This window comes from Streptomyces sp. GESEQ-35 (assembly GCF_017948485.1).
GTDB lineage: Bacteria > Actinomycetota > Actinomycetes > Streptomycetales > Streptomycetaceae > Streptomyces.
In genome coordinates this window covers 17751-32247 of record NZ_JAFFSX010000007.1, presented here as the reverse complement: position 1 = coordinate 32247, position 14497 = coordinate 17751, and the positions used below count along the sequence as shown (strand labels likewise).

Below are 14497 nucleotides of genomic sequence, written 5' to 3'. Positions count from 1 at the left end.
CAGTGGCGGGACCTGGCGGTCGTTGTTCATCGGGGTACTGCGGGAAGCGGTCGCCTCCTATCTCTGATCTACCCATGTCCCTCCCGTCACGCCATACTTCCGAGCACGCTCCCCAAAGCGACGGAAGGACCTGAACCCCTTGTATTCCATACGTGTTCGGATCGGCGTACTCGGACTGGCACTGCTGGCGGGGCTCGCGGCCCCGGCGACTGCGACAGCGGACACCGCGCCGGCTCCGACGGTCGAGGAGCTGCGGCTCGACAAGGCGCAACCGCAGGAGATCCTCAGGCGTTCCGGATTCGACACGGTGACGCCGGAGTTCGCGCGGGCGCTCGCTGCGACGGAGTCGTATGCGCAGGCCCGCCTGGTCGTCGAGCGGCAGGGTGCGGCGCTGTGGCAGCGGGCCGTTGCGCGGGCGCAGGGGCGAGTCCCCGCGGGCGGGGATCTGAGCCGGGACGACGACCGGCCGCTGTACTGGGCGCGGCTCGGTATGACGCGGGAAGTGCGCACCTGGGAGGCGGAGTTCGGGCTGAGCGACACCCAACGGGCCGCGCTGATCGACACGTTGGAGCGGAACTCGCGCGGGCAGACCGCCATCCGCTATCCGCAGGGCAAGGGGCTCAAGCGGATTCTGGTCACCGGCTTCGACCCGTTCACGCTGGACCGGGACGTCCGGATCTCCAACCCGTCCGGGGCGACCGCGCTGGCCCTCGACGGCACGGTGATCGAGACGGCGGAGGGTCCGGCAAGGGTCGAGACCGCCGTGTTCCCGGTGCGGTGGCGGGACTTCGCGCAGGGGACGGTCGAGCGGGCGCTGCGGCCGTACCTCCCGAAGGTCGACCTGTTCACGACCGTGAGCCAGGGGCGGGTCGGGCGGTTCGACGTCGAGCGGACCAACGGAGCCTGGCGGGGCGGGTTCGGCGACAACGAGAACACCGGCACGCCCGAGACCGTCCCGGTCACCGACCCGGCCTCGCAGCCGCAGTGGACGACGACCACCCTGCCGTACACCGCGATCGTGGCCGCGAGTACCGGACGGTTCCCCGTGTACGACAACACGAGCGTGACCGAGATCCCGGCGGGCGGCACCCAGCCCGTCGTACGGCCGGACGGACCGACTCCCGGTTCGACGGCCCGTGCCGGGGGCGGCGGCGACTATCTGTCCAACGAGATCGCCTACCGGGCCACGCTGTTGCGGGACCGGCTCGGATTGCATGACTCACTGCCGGGCGGGCATGTCCACACGCCGGTGCTCCAGTTCGGCACGGGCAACACCGACCCGGCGACCGGGGCCGTCACCGACCCGGCGTTTGTGCAGAACCGGCTGGACATCATCGCTCAGGTGCGGGCGATCCTGACGGTGGCCGTCACCGGGTGACTTCCTCCTCCTCGGGGTCCCCGGCGCCGTCCTCGACGGTCGCCTCGCCGGCCAGGTCGCGGGCCATCAGCGTGGCGCCCGCGACCGCGCCCGGCATCAGGAACACGGCGACGAACGGGACCACGAAGGCCAGGGCGAGGGGCGTGCCGAAGCCCCAGACCAGGGTCTTGCGGGAGCGGAGCAGGGTGAGGCGGGCGCGCAGGTCGACGCGGCGGCGCTGGAGGGAGACGGCGGTGAGCTGCTCGGTGAGGAAGAAGCCGGTGACGAAGAAGCCGATCACCGGGACGACCGTCTGGCCGACGAACGGGATGAAGCCGCAGCCGAAGAGCAGGACGGCCCAGAGCGCGGCCCGCACGAGGACTCTCAGGCTGTCGCGGCCCGAGATCCACAGTTCCTGCCAGAGCGACAGGCCGGACTCCGGTGCGGTGCCGTCCGGGGAGACGTCCCGGTCGACCTTCTCGGAGAGGCTCTCGTAGAACGGCTCGCCGATCAGGAGGGTGACCGCGGTGAAGGTGAGGACGGAGAGGAGGAGGCCGAGCGCGAACAGGACGGCGAGGAGGAAGCCGCGGAAGAGGCCGGGCCACGGGCTCGACCAGTCGTCGGCGAAGGGCGTCGCCCAGGACACGAAGTCCTCGCCCCACAGCGCCAGGGCGACCAGCGCCGCCGCATAGAGGACGAGCGTGATCAGGCCCGGGACCAGCCCGAAGCCGTACTGCTTGCCGTGTTGGGCCACCCAGCGCTGGCCCTTCAGAAGGTAGTTGAAGCCCACCCCAAGATCGCGCATGGAGAAAACTCTATCGGGGACCACTGACAGTGATGGGGCGGGCTGCCGGGAAAGTGCGGGGCCTCGGTCAGAAGGGGCGGTCGCCGACGATGGCGACGCGTTCGGCCACGCGGCGGTGCGTGCCGTAGTCGTTGACGGCGTAGTGCTGGGTGGCGCGGTTGTCCCAGAAGGCGACATCGCCGGGCTGCCAGCGGAACCGCACCTGGTACTCCGGGACGTGCGCCTGCTGGAAGAGATAGCGCAGCAGGCTGTCGCTCTCCTCTCGCTCCATCCCTGTGATCCGGGTGGTGAAGGAGGTGTTGACGAAGAGCAGCCGGCGGCCGGTTTCCGGATGGGTGCGTACCACCGGGTGCTCCACGGGCGGGAACGCGTCCTGGAACGGCGCGAGTCGCTCGGGGCCGTAGAAGCGGGCGAACCCGGGGATGAAGTCGTGCACGGCGGTGGCGCCGTCGATACGGTCCTTCACCTCCTGCGGCAGGTTGTCGTACGCGGCGGCCATGTCCGCCCACATGGTGTCCCCGCCGAACGGCGGGACCTCGCGCAGCTGGAGCACGGCGCCGAGCGCGGGCCGCTCACGGAAGGTGACGTCGGCGTGCCAGACGTTCTCGAAGGTGGGGGTGGCGTCGCCGCCCTTGTCGAAGCGCACCACGTCCTCGCCGGCCCCGCGGGCGAGCAGCGGGTTGGTCTCCAACTCGCCCCAGTTGCGGGCGAAGTCGCGCTGCTGCGCGGAGGTGAGGTGCTGGGCGCGGAAGAAGAGGACCTTCCACTCCAGCAGGGCGCGGTTCAGCTCCTCGCGCAGGGCGGGGCCGAGCGGGCGTGAGAGGTCGATGCCCCGCACCTCGGCCCCGATGGTGCATCCCTGTGGGATGAGTTCGATGTGCCGGTACGGCTGTTCCTGCCGCCCTTCGGGCAGCCGCCGCAGCGTTCTCGCTCCCTCGTACATCCCGCCGTCCGGCACGCGCGCCTCGCGCAGCACCGTCGGCGATCCGGCAGGTGGAACGGTCACGGTCATGGAGTCTCTCCTCGTTCGCGGTGTGCGTTGGCAGACGTCAGCCGGCGTGAGACACGCGTGCTTTCGAGCGCCGCGAACGAAAGGGCGTTGCGCGCAGCGAGCACACGGCTCGGCGGCAACCGGACTAGCGACCGGAGCGTTCGCAACCGGTTCGATCAGGGGCGCGCAGAGGCCCCGTCGTCGTGTCGAACCAGTGCCCGATCATGTCGATGATTGTGTGGGTCCCCCTTTGTCCTGTCAATGGCGCGCCAGCCCTGCCGGCGACGCCGGGGCCGGCCACCGCACGGTGACCGGCCCCCGGGTCGGGCTCTTCCGGCTAGCCGAACTGGCCGGGCTGGTAGTCGCCGGCGGGCTGCTGGAGGATGACGTTCGCCCGGTTGAAGGCGTTGATGATGGCGATCCCGCTCACGAGGGCGGCGAGCTGTTCCTCGTCGTAGTGCTTGACGGCGTTCGCCCATACCTCGTCCGTGACACCACCGGCCGCATCCGCGAGGCGGGTGCCCTCCTCCGCCAGCTCCAGCGCGGCGCGCTCGGCCTCGGTGAAGAGCGTGGCCTCCCGCCAGGCCGCGACCAGATTGAGACGATGGACGGTCTCACCGGCGGCGACGGCGTCCTTGAAGTGCATGTCGGTGCAGTAGCCGCACCCGTTGATCTGACTGGCGCGGAGCTTCACCAGCTCCTGCGTCGCGACCGGCAGTGTCGAGTCCTTGAGCACCTTGTCCGCCGCGATGAGGTGCTTCATGACCTTCATCGCGGTCGGGCTGCTGAAGGCGTCCAAACGAGCACTCATGGTGGTCTCCTATGCCGTTTTCGTTGGCTGCACAGCTATGACGGAACGACCCCGGCACGATGTGACACCACCAGATGTGACCTGCGTCTCCCTGCCTCAACCCCCCACAGCGACCGCCACCACCACACCCCGATCGGCCGCGGGCGACACCGCCGCCGTCACCCGTACCGCCGTCACCCGTGCCACGCGCCCCGCGCGGGAGGCGCCGGCCAGCAGCAGGGGCTGGACCGCCTCCAGGGCCGACACCAGCAGTTCCTCCCCGGCGATCAGAACCGGCCGGGCCGCCTTGGTGGTCGCGGCCGCCGCTTCGGTGAGGTCGGCGAGCGGCGGGAGCGTGGCGCGTACGAGGCCTGCGCCGGCAGCGGCCGCACGCTCCGCCAGGGCCACCTGGAGCGGCATCAGCGGGGCCAGCGCGGACGTCAACGCGTCGGCGGCACGGCGGAGTTCGGGGGTCGACTCGTGCAGGACCTCGGTCGCCGCCCGGATCAGCGGGGTGAGGGCGAGCAGCAGGCCCGCGGCCAGACCCGCCGCCGCGGGCAGCAGCGGTGACGTCGCCTCGACGAAGTCGCCGAGGGCGGTGGTGAACTCCTGCACCGCCGGCTCCACCGCGTCCAGCACCGGCAGCAGGCTGTCGCTCAGCGCCGTCAGCAGCGCCTGGACCGGTTCGCTCACCGGGTGCACGGCGAGCGGGGCGCCGCTGGTGCCGAGCCGGGTGAGGGTGTCGACGATGCGGTAGAAGGCTTCCTGGGCCTGCGGGGAGGCGCTCGCCTCGGCGAGTTCGGCGGTGGTCTCGCGCAGGACGCGCAGCACTTCCGCGCCCGAACCGTCCCGTGGGTCGAAGGTGTTGATGGCGATTCTGGTGATGTTCCCCGCCGTGTCGAGGAGTTGGCCGGTGATGTCGGTCGTGCTGCGGGCCATGCGCAGCATCTCGTCCCTGCTGGGGAGCGAAGGGATCGTTGCCATGGGCTCTCCAAGCCTTGAGCGCGCCGCCGGGCACCCTCAGCATGCCCCGTTCGCCCGGGCAGGGATGCGCCATCCGGGGCATCCGCGACACGGACTCCCTCTTGTTGCCGTTGAGTCGAACAGGTAGATCTCGCCGTACCGATCTCAGGAAGCTCATAGGAGGTACGCGTGCGCACCACGAGAACCACCCCTGCGAGACCCGTCCTGATCACCGCCCTCGCCCTCACCACGGCGGGCTCACTTCTCCTCACCCCCGGTATCGCCGGGGCCGACCCGAAGCCGGTCACCCGGGAGGGTCCGGCGCTCGACCGGCAGGCCGCCCAGACCCCGGCGAGCGCGGCCCTGCGCGCGCTCAACACCCCGGCGAGCAGGACCGATTCCTCCTACGGCTATCCCCGCGAGCAGGTCCTGACCCCCGACCCGCCGAACCCCGCCGACAAGTCCATCAAGCTCGGCCTCACCCCGTACCACGCGATCGCCCCGAAGCTGAACGCCCTTCAGGCGCTCGGCGACCGGGTGAGCGTAGAGGTCGCGGGCCGCTCGGCCGGCGGGCACCGCCTCTACCTCGTCACGGTCACCGCGCCGGAGAGCGCACGTCAGGCCCGCTCCCAGGAGCGGATGCGCGAGTTGATCGAGAGGGCACCCGCAGCCGCCGCCAAGTCCCATGAGATCAAGTCGAGTTACAAAGTCCCGCTCTTCGTGAACAACAACATCCACGGCAACGAGTGGGAGGGCACCGACGCCTCCCTCGGCCTCATCGAGCAGCTGGCGACCGCGAAGGACGCGAAGACGAGGGACCTTCTGTCCCGCTCCCGCCTCTACTTCAACATCACGGCCAACCCGGACGGCCGTATCGCCGGCACCCGCACGAACGCCAACGGCTTCGACATGAACCGGGACTTCGCCACCGCCTCGCAGCCCGAGGTGCGCGCGATGCGCCAGATCCAGATCGACAAGCAACCCGCCGTCATGCTCGACCTGCACGGCTACGTCAACGGCACGCTCATCGAGCCCACCACTCCCCCGCACGGCGAGAACTACGAGTACGACCTGTTCCTGAAGAACACCTACGCCAACGCCCTCGGCATGGAGTCCGCCGTCAACGGCCTCGGCTACACCCCGGAGAAGGACGGCGTCGAGCCCGCCCAGATCCCGTTCCGGGACCAGGAGGAGGGCTGGGACGACTGGCCGCCCATCTTCACCCCGCAGTACGCGGCCTTCCAGGGCACGGTCGCCGCGCACACCGTGGAGATCCCGCTCGCGGTGAACAACGAGGAGTACGACACTCTCCCGACCGCGGAGCTGCGCCGCAGGTCAGCCGTCAACGTAGACGTAGCGGGCGCCGCCATCCGCGCCACCCTCGACTTCACCCGCACCCACCGCGGCACACTGATCGCCGACCAGATCGAGGTCTTCCGGCGTGGCGCGGCGGGCGAGGCGCAGGTCCCGGTGTCGGAGGAAACGGTCCCGGGCGTCCCCGGGATCGGCCCCGAGGACGTCTACACCACGAACTTCCCCCGCGCCTACGTCATTCCGGCGGGCGCCCGCTCCCAGCGCTCCGCCACCGCGGCGGCCCGCCTCGTGGACCACCTCCTCGCCAACGACATCGGCGTCACCCGCGCGACCCGCCCCTTCCGCCTGGCCGGACGCGCCTACTCCGCCGGCTCCTACGTCGTCGACATGCACCAGTCCAAGCGCGGCCTCGCGAACGTCCTCCTGGCCGACGGCACCGACATCAGCGACAAGGTGTCGGTGATGTACGACATCTCGGGCTGGAGCCTCGGCCGTCTGTGGGGCGCCACGGTGGAGTCCGCACAGCGCGGGAGCCTTCCGTACGGCGCACTGCGCGCCGTGGACGCGGCCGCGTCCGTCGGATACGTCGCCCCGCGCGGCACCCTGCGTCTCCGCCTGGACACCCCACAGGAACTCGCGGCCCTCAACGACCTTCTCCAGCAGGGCATTTCGGTACGCCGTGCAGCGGACGGCAGCGCGATCGTCCCGTCGTCCGCACGCAAGGCCGCCGCCACCGCGGCACGGACGTACGACGTGGCCTTCGACGCGACGCACGCCCGCGGCACCACCGAGCTGCGCCGGCTACGGGTGGCCGCCGCCGTCACGGCGGGCGAGCTGTTCGCACTGCGGGAGATGAACTTCGAGGTCACGCCCGTCTCGACCGGCATCCTCAACGCGGGCTTCGACTGGTCGAAGGCGGACGTCCTCTTCGTATCGGCCGGACTGTCCTACGACGGCCTGGATCCGGCTGCCCGCACGGCACTCGACGCCTTCCTCACCGGCCACGGCCTCGTCGGCCGAGGTGCCACGGGCGCGGAACTCAACTCCGCGGCCGGTCCGCTGGCCGCCAAACCCGTCGAGGGCAACGGGGACGCCAACGGCGTGGTGCGCGTGGTGAACGCGGACGGGCCGATCACCGGTGGCGCTCCGGAGCACGGGTTCGTGTACGCGCCCGTCTGGTTCACCGACCTCGGGCCCGAGGTGCGGGTGGAGCAGTCGTACGCGGCCGGGAACCCGCTGGTCTCCGGGCACTGGCGGCCGTTGGAGGACGGCTCCGGCGGTCCGGGCGCGGCGGCCGGGCAGGCCTCGGTCGTCAGCGGTCCAGGTGCCGTGCTGTTCGGCACCGAACCCCTCTTCCGGGACCATCCGAAGGGGGAATTCGCGCAGGTCGCCCGGGCATTGTTCGCCGTGGCGCCGGCGAGTGAGGAGAGTGGTGGGTGACGACGAAGGAGATCCACGGCACCGTCGCGGACGGCTTCGAGGCGGTACGCGAGGAGTTCGCCGCCTTCGTGGCGACGGAACGTGCCGACTACGAGGGGCAGTTGTGCGCGTACGCGCACGGCCGCAGAGTCGTCGACCTGTGGGCGGGCGACGGCGTCGACGCGACATCGCTCTACGGCGTGTACTCGTGCACCAAGGGCGCCGCCCACCTGGTGGTCGCGCTTCTCGTGCAGGAAGGCACGCTCGAACTCGACCGCAAAGTGACCTACTACTGGCCGGAGTTCAGCGCCGAGGGCAAGGCCGCCCTCACCCTGCGTGACCTGGTGGCGCACCGGGCGGGCCTGATCGGTCTCGACGCCGGCTTCTCGCCCGAGGAGCTGGCCGACGACCGGGTGATCGCCGAACGGCTGGCGGACCAGCGCCCGTTCTGGCGCCCCGGCACGGCCTTCGGCTACCACGCCTACGTCATCGGCGCGCTCACCGGCGAGGTGGCGCGCCGGGCGACGGGACGGACACTCCAGGAGCTGTTCGAGGACCGGGTGCGAGCGCCGTACGGCCTCGACTTCCACCTGGGCCTGCCCCAGTCCCTGGAACCCCGCTTCCGCCCGGTACAGCCGATGGCCCCGACACCGGAAGAGCAGGCCGAACTGGACGCAACCCCGACCGGCCCGCACACGCTGGCCTCGATCGCGTACAACACCCACGTCCCGGACCCGGGCGAGCTGCACGACTTCGCCAACTCCCGCACCGTACGCGCCAAGGGCCAGGCCTCGGCAGGCGGCGTGGCATCCGCGCGTGGCCTCGCCGGAATGTACGCGGCGGCGATCAGCGAGGTGGACGGCCGGCCACCACTGCTGAAGCCGGACACCGCGGCCGAGGTCGGCCAGATCCACTCCACCGGCTACGACCTGGTGTCCCGCGCGCACCGCTCGTACGGCTTGGGCTTCCAGGCAACGGCCGACAACCTGTACCCGTTCCTGGGCGCGGGGACGTTCGGCCACAGCGGGGCGGGCGGATCACAGGCCTTCGCCGACCCGAGGAGCGGCCTGGCGTACGGCTACACACGCCGCCGGTTCGCGTTTCCGGGCGGCGCGGCTCCGGAGAACGAACGGTTCGTCAGGGCCGCCCACAAGGCAACACTGGCAAGCTGAGCGCAAACACAGAGGCCGCACCCCACGTCCAAGGGTGCGGCCTCCGTCGTAGCAACGATCGTGGTCAGACCAGCGTCACGGTGATGTTGCCGCGGGTTGCCTTCGAGTACGGGCAGACCTGGTGGGCCTTCTCGAGCAGGGACGTGGCTGTGGCCGCGTCGACGTTCGGGATGTGGGCCGAGATCTCGACGATGATGCCGAACCCGTCGGTGTTCTTGCCTATGCCGACCTTCGCGGTGACGGTCGAGCCGGAGATGTCGGCGTTCTCCTGACGGGCGACGACGCCGAGCGCACCTTGGAAGCAGGCGCTGTAGCCGGCGGCGAAGAGCTGCTCCGGGTTGGTGCCGGAGCCGCTGCCGCCCATCTCCTTGGGCGGGTTGACGACGACGTCGAGCTTGCCGTCGTCGGTGGCGACGCGGCCGTCACGGCCGTTCTCGGCGGTGGCGACGGCGGTGTACAGGACCTCGGACTGCTGAATGGGCATGCGGTTGTCTTCCTCCTAGGTCCGCCGTGACTCGCGCCCACGATCGACGACGGATTTCGGAATGAAGTTACCGCATGCCGGAAACAGCGACCAGAGGGTCAGAGCTTGACGATCATCTTCCCGGTGTTGTCGCCGCGCAGGACACCCAGGAAGGCCTCCAGGTTGTTCTCGATGCCCTCGACGACCGTCTCGCGGTACTTGAGCGCGCCCGAGGCGACCCAGGGACCGACCTCCTGGACGAACTGCGGCTGGAGGTCGTAGTGGTCTCCGACCAGGAAGCCCTCGATGCGGCCGCGGGTCGCGATGAGACGGGCGAGGTTCTTCGGGCCGGGGGCGGGCTCGGTGTTGTTGTAGACCGAGATCATGCCGCAGATGGCGATCCGGCCATGGAGGTTGAGCTGCCCGATGGCGGCTTCCAGGTGGTCACCACCGACGTTGTCGAAGTACACGTCGACACCGTCCGGGGCGGCCTCGCGCAGCTGCTCGCTCACCGAACCGTTCTTGTAGTTGAAGGCGGCGTCGAAGCCGTACTCCTCGATGAGCAGCTTCACCTTCTCGTCGGACCCGGCGGAGCCGATGACCCGGGAGGCGCCCTTCAGCCTGGCGATCTGGCCGACCTGACTGCCGACGGCACCGGCCGCGCCGGAGACGAAGACCGAGTCGCCCTCCTTGAAGGAGGCGGTGCGCAGCAGACCGGCGTAGGCGGTCAGGCCGGTCATGCCGAGGACGCCGAGGTACGTCGACAGGGGCGCGGCCTGCGGGTCGACCTTGACGGCGTTCTTCGCGTCCATGACGGCGTACTCGCGCCAGCCGAAGAAGTGCAGGACGTGGTCGCCGACGGCGATGCCCTCGGCGTTCGAGGCGACGACCTCACCGACGGCGCCACCCTGCATGACCTTGCCGAGCTCGAAGGGAGCGGCGTAGGACTTGGCCGCCGACATGCGTCCGCGCATGTACGGGTCGACGGAGAGGTACTTGTTCCGGACGAGCACCTGCCCCTCGCCCGGCGTCGGGACCTCCGTCTCGACCAGGGCGAAGTCCTCGGGCTTGGGCCAGCCGACGGGGCGACTGAGCAGGTGCCATTCGCGGTTGATCATGACAAGCGCCTTTCCTTGCGAGCGGGGCAATACTTCAGTACCTGAAACAACCATGCTCCTGAATATTTCATGATGTCAAGTAACGGGGTACTCTGGAGCGCATGGCCACAGACCAGAAAACCCGCCGCCCCGACGCCCTGACCATGGAAGTGGTCGAGTTGATCGGTGACGTCGTGGCCCGCTACCACGAGGACTTCGACGTCGCCGCCGCCGACCACGCCCTGACCGGCGCACAGGCGCGGCTGCTCAGCCTGCTGTCACTGGAGCCGCTGCCGATGCGCAAGCTGGCCAAGAAGCTGAAGTGCGAACCGTCGAACGTCACCGGGATCGTGGACCGGCTGGAGTCCCGGGGGCTGGTGGAGCGGCGGCCCGACCCGAAGGACCGGCGGGTGAAGCTTGCCGCGGCGACGGAGGAGGGGCTGCGCGTGGCGCGAGGGCTGCGCGAGTCGCTGCGGTTCGCGCGGGAACCGCTGGCGGGACTCTCGGACGACGAGCGGCTGGCGTTGCGGGATTTGCTGCGGCGGATGTTGGAAACGGGCTCGTCGGCAGAGCGCTAGGCGCTCCACTGGTTGTGCCGCGATGGGTTGTCGGTTGTCTGCGGCGCCGTCGTGGCTTGTCGCGCAGTTCCCCGCGCCCCTTTGGGGCGCTGCCGAACCGGAGCGGACTTCGCCGAGGTCGCTTAGGCGCACCACCACAAGAAGCGCTCGCACGACTCCGAAGGCGACGGGTCCGCTGTCGGTTCCGACGAGGGCGGGTCGGCGCTCGGGGCCGATGTCTGGGGCGGGGCCGATGTGGCGGGGGCTCCCGTGGTCGGATCCGGGACCGTGTCCGCCGGCGAGGACTGGGAGTCCTGGTCGGCGTCCGTCTCGTCGTCCTTCGGCTTCTTCTCCTTCGCGGACTTGGAAGCCGACGGGGATCCGGAGCCGGACGGGCTGGGAGAATCCGCGGCCGTACCCGCCTTGTCGCCTATCGGCTCGGCTGTCTCGCCCGCCTCGTCCGAGGTGCCGCCCTCGGCCGACGCGTCGCCGCCGGCAACCGCCGTCTTCGGCGACGAACCCGGGGCGTCCATGCCGAGTTCGGCGAGGCTCAGTCCGGCGGCCGCGAGGATGAAGCCCGCGGATATCAGCAGGGTCCGGCGACGGCGGCGCCGGTGTGCCGCGGCTTTGCGGTCGCGTCGGCTCGACCCCGCGGAGGCAGGCTCCTCCTCGTCGTCGTCATCATCGCCCTCGTCGACGGCGACCGCGCCCATGGCGACGGTGACATCCCGCCCACGACCCCTGCCCCGGCCTCGACCCCGACCACGGCGCCGGGCGGCCCGGCCGCGGGGCTCGTCGTCGTACTCGTCATCGGCGCGCTCGTCATCGTCGTACGCCTCGTCAGGCTCGGCACCGTGGGGCGCGTCGCGACCCTCACCGTAGGCATCGCTCCCAGCGGCGCGCGGAGCGTCGTACGACCCGCCCTGGGCCGGAGTCTCATACGCCCCCTGCCGGGCCCCGTACGCGCCGCCCGGAGCCTCGTACGACCCCGTGTAGGCACCGCCGCCGGCCGGCCCGGGGCGCGCGCCATTGCCCTGCGCGTACGCGCGCGACTCCTGGAGCGAGTCGGCCGGTGCGCCGCACCCTGGGCAGGCCAGGGCGCCATTCAGGTGCCGTCGGCACGGGTGGCAGTAGTCCATGACGCGGGAAGACTAAGTTCCTCACAGGTAACGTTCATAGTCACAGCTGTGAAAGTTGTGTGGGGAACTTCCGCTTCCGGTATGGCGTGTTGGCGTGACGGACCGAAAGCTCTTCTCGAAACTGTCGAAACCGTTATGTGTTCGACCCATTGACACCCCGACCGCCCCCTCCTTACTGTCACGCCAGCATTTCGAACGTGTGCCGAAATATCGAACACACTGGAACCGAGCCGACGACGACGCAGCAAGGGGCAACTGCCGTGCGCATCACCGGAATCAGCACTCACGTGGTCGGGACGCCGTGGCGCAACCTGACCTACGTCCAGGTGCACACCGACGAGGGGATCACTGGAGTCGGCGAGACCCGGATGCTGGGCCGCACCGACGCGCTGATCGGCTATCTGCGGGAGGCCGAGGCCAATCACATTCTCGGTTCCGACCCGTTCGCCACGGAAGACCTCGTACGCCGGATGAAGTACGGGGACTACGGGCGGGCCGGCGAGATCGTCATGTCCGGAATCGCCGTCATCGAGATGGCCTGCTGGGACATCAAGGGCAAGGCGCTCGGCGTGCCCGTGTGGCAGCTGCTCGGCGGCAAGGTCACCGACAGGGTCAAGGCCTACGCCAACGGCTGGTACACCACGGAGCGGACGCCGGAGGCCTACCACAAGGCCGCCCTGGAGGTCATGGCCCGCGGGTACAAGGCGCTGAAGATCGACCCCTTCGGGACCGGGCACTTCGAGCTGGACCACGCGCAGACCCTGTACGCCGTGTCGCTGATCGAGGCCGTGCGCGACGCCATCGGGCCGGACTCCGAGCTGATGCTGGAGATGCACGGCCGGTTCTCGCCCTCCACGGCCGTCCGGCTCGCGCATGAACTCGCGCCCTTCAAGCCCGCCTGGCTGGAGGAGCCCGTGCCGCCGGAGAACCTGAAGGCGCTCGAAAAGGTTTCGGCGAAGGTCGACATGCCCGTCGCCACCGGTGAGCGCATCCATGACCGCATCGAGTTCCGCGAGCTCTTCGAGAGCCAGGCCGTCGACATCCTCCAGCCCGACGTCGGTCATATCGGCGGCATTTGGGAGACCCGGAAGCTCGCCGCCACCGCCGAGACCCACTACATGCTGGTCGCGCCGCACAACGTCGGCGGCTCCGTGCTCACCGCCGCCTCCCTCCAAGTCGGCTTCTCCACCCCGAACTTCAAGATCCTGGAACACTTCAACGACTTCGCCGACGCGGAGATCAAGAAGGTCGTGAAGGGGGCGCCCCAGGTCGTGGACGGGTACTTCGAGATCTCCGACGCGCCCGGTCTCGGCGTCGAGCTCGACACCGACGCCGCCGCCGAATTCCCCCAGCAGCAGGCCCGGTTCGACCTGTGGGCCGAGGGCTGGGAGCAGCGCAAGCCGAAGGGTTCGCAGGCGTGAGCAGGGCCGTCGTCATCGAGGCGCCCGGCGAGCACCGGCTCGTCGAGCACACGCCGCGCGAGCCGGGTCCCGGCGAGGCGCTCGTCGGGGTGCATGCCGTGGGGATCTGCGGCAGCGACCGCGAGGTCTATCAGGGCAACCGGCCCGAGGGGTACGTCCGTTACCCGCTGACCCCCGGCCACGAGTGGTCCGGCACCGTGCACGCCGTCGGCGCCGGTGTGCCGGAGTCCCTCGTCGGCCGCAAGGTCGTCGGTGAGGGCTTCCGGAACTGCCAGGTCTGCGACCGCTGCCACGCGGGCGAGACGACCCTGTGCTCGGCCGGCTACGAGGAGACCGGGTTCACCCAGCCGGGCGCGATGGCGGACACGCTCACGCTCCCGGCCCGGCTGCTGCACGTCCTGCCGGACGCGGCCGACCTCACGGCGGCGGCGCTGCTGGAGCCCGCCGCCTGTATCGCGGCCGCCGCGATCAAGGCCAACTCCCGGCCCGGTGAGCGAGTTGCGGTCGTCGGCACCGGCACCCTCGGCATGTTCGCCGTGCAGTTCCTCAAGGCGGGCTCGCCGGCCGAGCTGCTGGTCGTGGGCACCCGGGGCGACCGCGAGGCGCTGTCGCGTCAGTACGGCGCCACCGACTTCCGTACGAAGGACCAGCAACTCCCCGGCGACTTCGACGTGGTCATCGAGACCGCCGGGTCCGCGTCCGCCGCGCGCACCGCCGCCTCCCTGCTCAGGCGCGGCGGACGCCTGGTCCTGACGGGCATCCCGGCGCCGGGCGCCGAGGGTCTCGACCCGACGGATCTGGTCGTACGGCAGCTGGAGGTGCACACCGTCTTCGGGGCGCCGCCGGACGCCTGGGCGCACACGGTGCGGGTGTTCGCCGCCGGGCTGCTCGATCCGCTGCCGCTCGTCACGCACGAGTTGCCGCTGGCCGAGTTCCCGCAGGCCATCGAGCTGGTCGGGTCCGGTGATCCGAAGGTCGGCAAAGTGCTCCTTCGCCCCTAGTCGTACGC

Annotated in this window: 13 protein-coding genes; 6 read left to right on the top strand and 7 right to left on the bottom strand. The window is 70.4% G+C overall.

The features are described 5' to 3' along the window. Positions 1–139: 139 nt before the first annotated feature. Positions 140–1378, top strand: coding sequence for a pyroglutamyl peptidase (locus tag KCH87_RS15685; protein WP_210586701.1), 1239 nt, complete (start codon positions 140–142; stop codon positions 1376–1378). Here KCH87_RS15685 and KCH87_RS15680 read toward each other — a convergent pair. The 4 genes from KCH87_RS15680 to KCH87_RS15665 form a co-directional block, all read right to left on the bottom strand. Beyond that, a complete protein-coding gene (locus tag KCH87_RS15680) occupies positions 1368–2162 on the bottom strand; it encodes an EI24 domain-containing protein (RefSeq protein ID WP_210586700.1) in 795 nt (264 codons plus the stop codon). The genes KCH87_RS15685 and KCH87_RS15680 overlap by 11 nt on opposite strands. A gap of 67 nt (positions 2163–2229) precedes the next feature. Next, on the bottom strand, positions 2230–3174 hold the full coding sequence (locus tag KCH87_RS15675) for a TauD/TfdA family dioxygenase (protein WP_210586699.1): 945 nt from the start codon (positions 3172–3174) through the stop codon (positions 2230–2232). A 316-nt stretch (positions 3175–3490) separates the two neighbouring features. Next, positions 3491–3964: a carboxymuconolactone decarboxylase family protein gene (locus KCH87_RS15670; protein WP_210586698.1), complete on the bottom strand. Its 474-nt coding sequence runs from the start codon at positions 3962–3964 to the stop codon at positions 3491–3493. Between the two features lie 96 nt (positions 3965–4060). After that, entirely contained in the window at positions 4061–4927 is an 867-nt protein-coding gene (locus KCH87_RS15665) for a hypothetical protein (protein ID WP_210586697.1), read from the bottom strand. 168 nt (positions 4928–5095) lie between these two features. Here KCH87_RS15665 and KCH87_RS15660 point away from each other — a divergent pair, with 168 nt between their 5' ends. Further along, entirely contained in the window at positions 5096–7660 is a 2565-nt protein-coding gene (locus KCH87_RS15660; protein ID WP_210586696.1) for a M14 family zinc carboxypeptidase, read from the top strand. Further along, entirely contained in the window at positions 7657–8811 is a 1155-nt protein-coding gene (locus KCH87_RS15655; RefSeq protein ID WP_210586695.1) for a serine hydrolase domain-containing protein, read from the top strand. The genes KCH87_RS15660 and KCH87_RS15655 overlap by 4 nt, the downstream gene beginning before the upstream one ends. A gap of 64 nt (positions 8812–8875) precedes the next feature. Here the strand turns inward: KCH87_RS15655 and KCH87_RS15650 are convergent, their stop codons facing one another. Both KCH87_RS15650 and KCH87_RS15645 read right to left on the bottom strand, forming a co-directional pair. After that, positions 8876–9295 (bottom strand): organic hydroperoxide resistance protein, encoded by a 420-nt coding sequence (locus tag KCH87_RS15650; protein WP_210586694.1) that lies wholly within the window; start codon positions 9293–9295, stop codon positions 8876–8878. A gap of 98 nt (positions 9296–9393) precedes the next feature. Continuing rightward, on the bottom strand, positions 9394–10392 hold the full coding sequence (locus tag KCH87_RS15645; protein WP_210586693.1) for an NADP-dependent oxidoreductase: 999 nt from the start codon (positions 10390–10392) through the stop codon (positions 9394–9396). A 101-nt stretch (positions 10393–10493) separates the two neighbouring features. Here KCH87_RS15645 and KCH87_RS15640 point away from each other — a divergent pair, with 101 nt between their 5' ends. Continuing rightward, a complete protein-coding gene (locus KCH87_RS15640; RefSeq protein WP_210586692.1) occupies positions 10494–10949 on the top strand; it encodes a MarR family winged helix-turn-helix transcriptional regulator in 456 nt (151 codons plus the stop codon). Between the two features lie 122 nt (positions 10950–11071). Here KCH87_RS15640 and KCH87_RS15635 read toward each other — a convergent pair whose 3' ends face one another. Then, positions 11072–12067, bottom strand: coding sequence for a hypothetical protein (locus tag KCH87_RS15635; protein ID WP_210586691.1), 996 nt, complete (start codon positions 12065–12067; stop codon positions 11072–11074). A 260-nt stretch (positions 12068–12327) separates the two neighbouring features. Between KCH87_RS15635 and KCH87_RS15630 the strand changes: the two genes are divergently transcribed. Beyond that, complete coding sequence (locus KCH87_RS15630; RefSeq protein WP_210586690.1) at positions 12328–13488, top strand: mandelate racemase/muconate lactonizing enzyme family protein; 1161 nt, start codon at positions 12328–12330, stop codon at positions 13486–13488. After that, positions 13485–14489: an alcohol dehydrogenase catalytic domain-containing protein gene (locus tag KCH87_RS15625; RefSeq protein ID WP_210586689.1), complete on the top strand. Its 1005-nt coding sequence runs from the start codon at positions 13485–13487 to the stop codon at positions 14487–14489. Before KCH87_RS15630 ends, KCH87_RS15625 begins: the two co-directional genes overlap by 4 nt. Positions 14490–14497: the final 8 nt, after the last annotated feature.

Bases quoted from the DNA above. Each gene is read 5' to 3' on its own strand.
- KCH87_RS15665 (WP_210586697.1), bottom strand. From the start codon at position 4,927: ATGGCAACGATCCCTTCGCTCCCCAGCAGGGACGAGATGCTGCGCATG.
- KCH87_RS15650 (WP_210586694.1), bottom strand. From the start codon at position 9,295: ATGCCCATTCAGCAGTCCGAGGTCCTGTACACCGCCGTCGCCACCGCC.
- KCH87_RS15680 (WP_210586700.1), bottom strand. From the start codon at position 2,162: ATGCGCGATCTTGGGGTGGGCTTCAACTACCTTCTGAAGGGCCAGCGC.
- KCH87_RS15635 (WP_210586691.1), bottom strand. From the start codon at position 12,067: ATGGACTACTGCCACCCGTGCCGACGGCACCTGAATGGCGCCCTGGCC.
- KCH87_RS15640 (WP_210586692.1), top strand. From the start codon at position 10,494: ATGGCCACAGACCAGAAAACCCGCCGCCCCGACGCCCTGACCATGGAA.
- KCH87_RS15670 (WP_210586698.1), bottom strand. From the start codon at position 3,964: ATGAGTGCTCGTTTGGACGCCTTCAGCAGCCCGACCGCGATGAAGGTC.
- KCH87_RS15645 (WP_210586693.1), bottom strand. From the start codon at position 10,392: ATGATCAACCGCGAATGGCACCTGCTCAGTCGCCCCGTCGGCTGGCCC.
- KCH87_RS15675 (WP_210586699.1), bottom strand. From the start codon at position 3,174: ATGACCGTGACCGTTCCACCTGCCGGATCGCCGACGGTGCTGCGCGAG.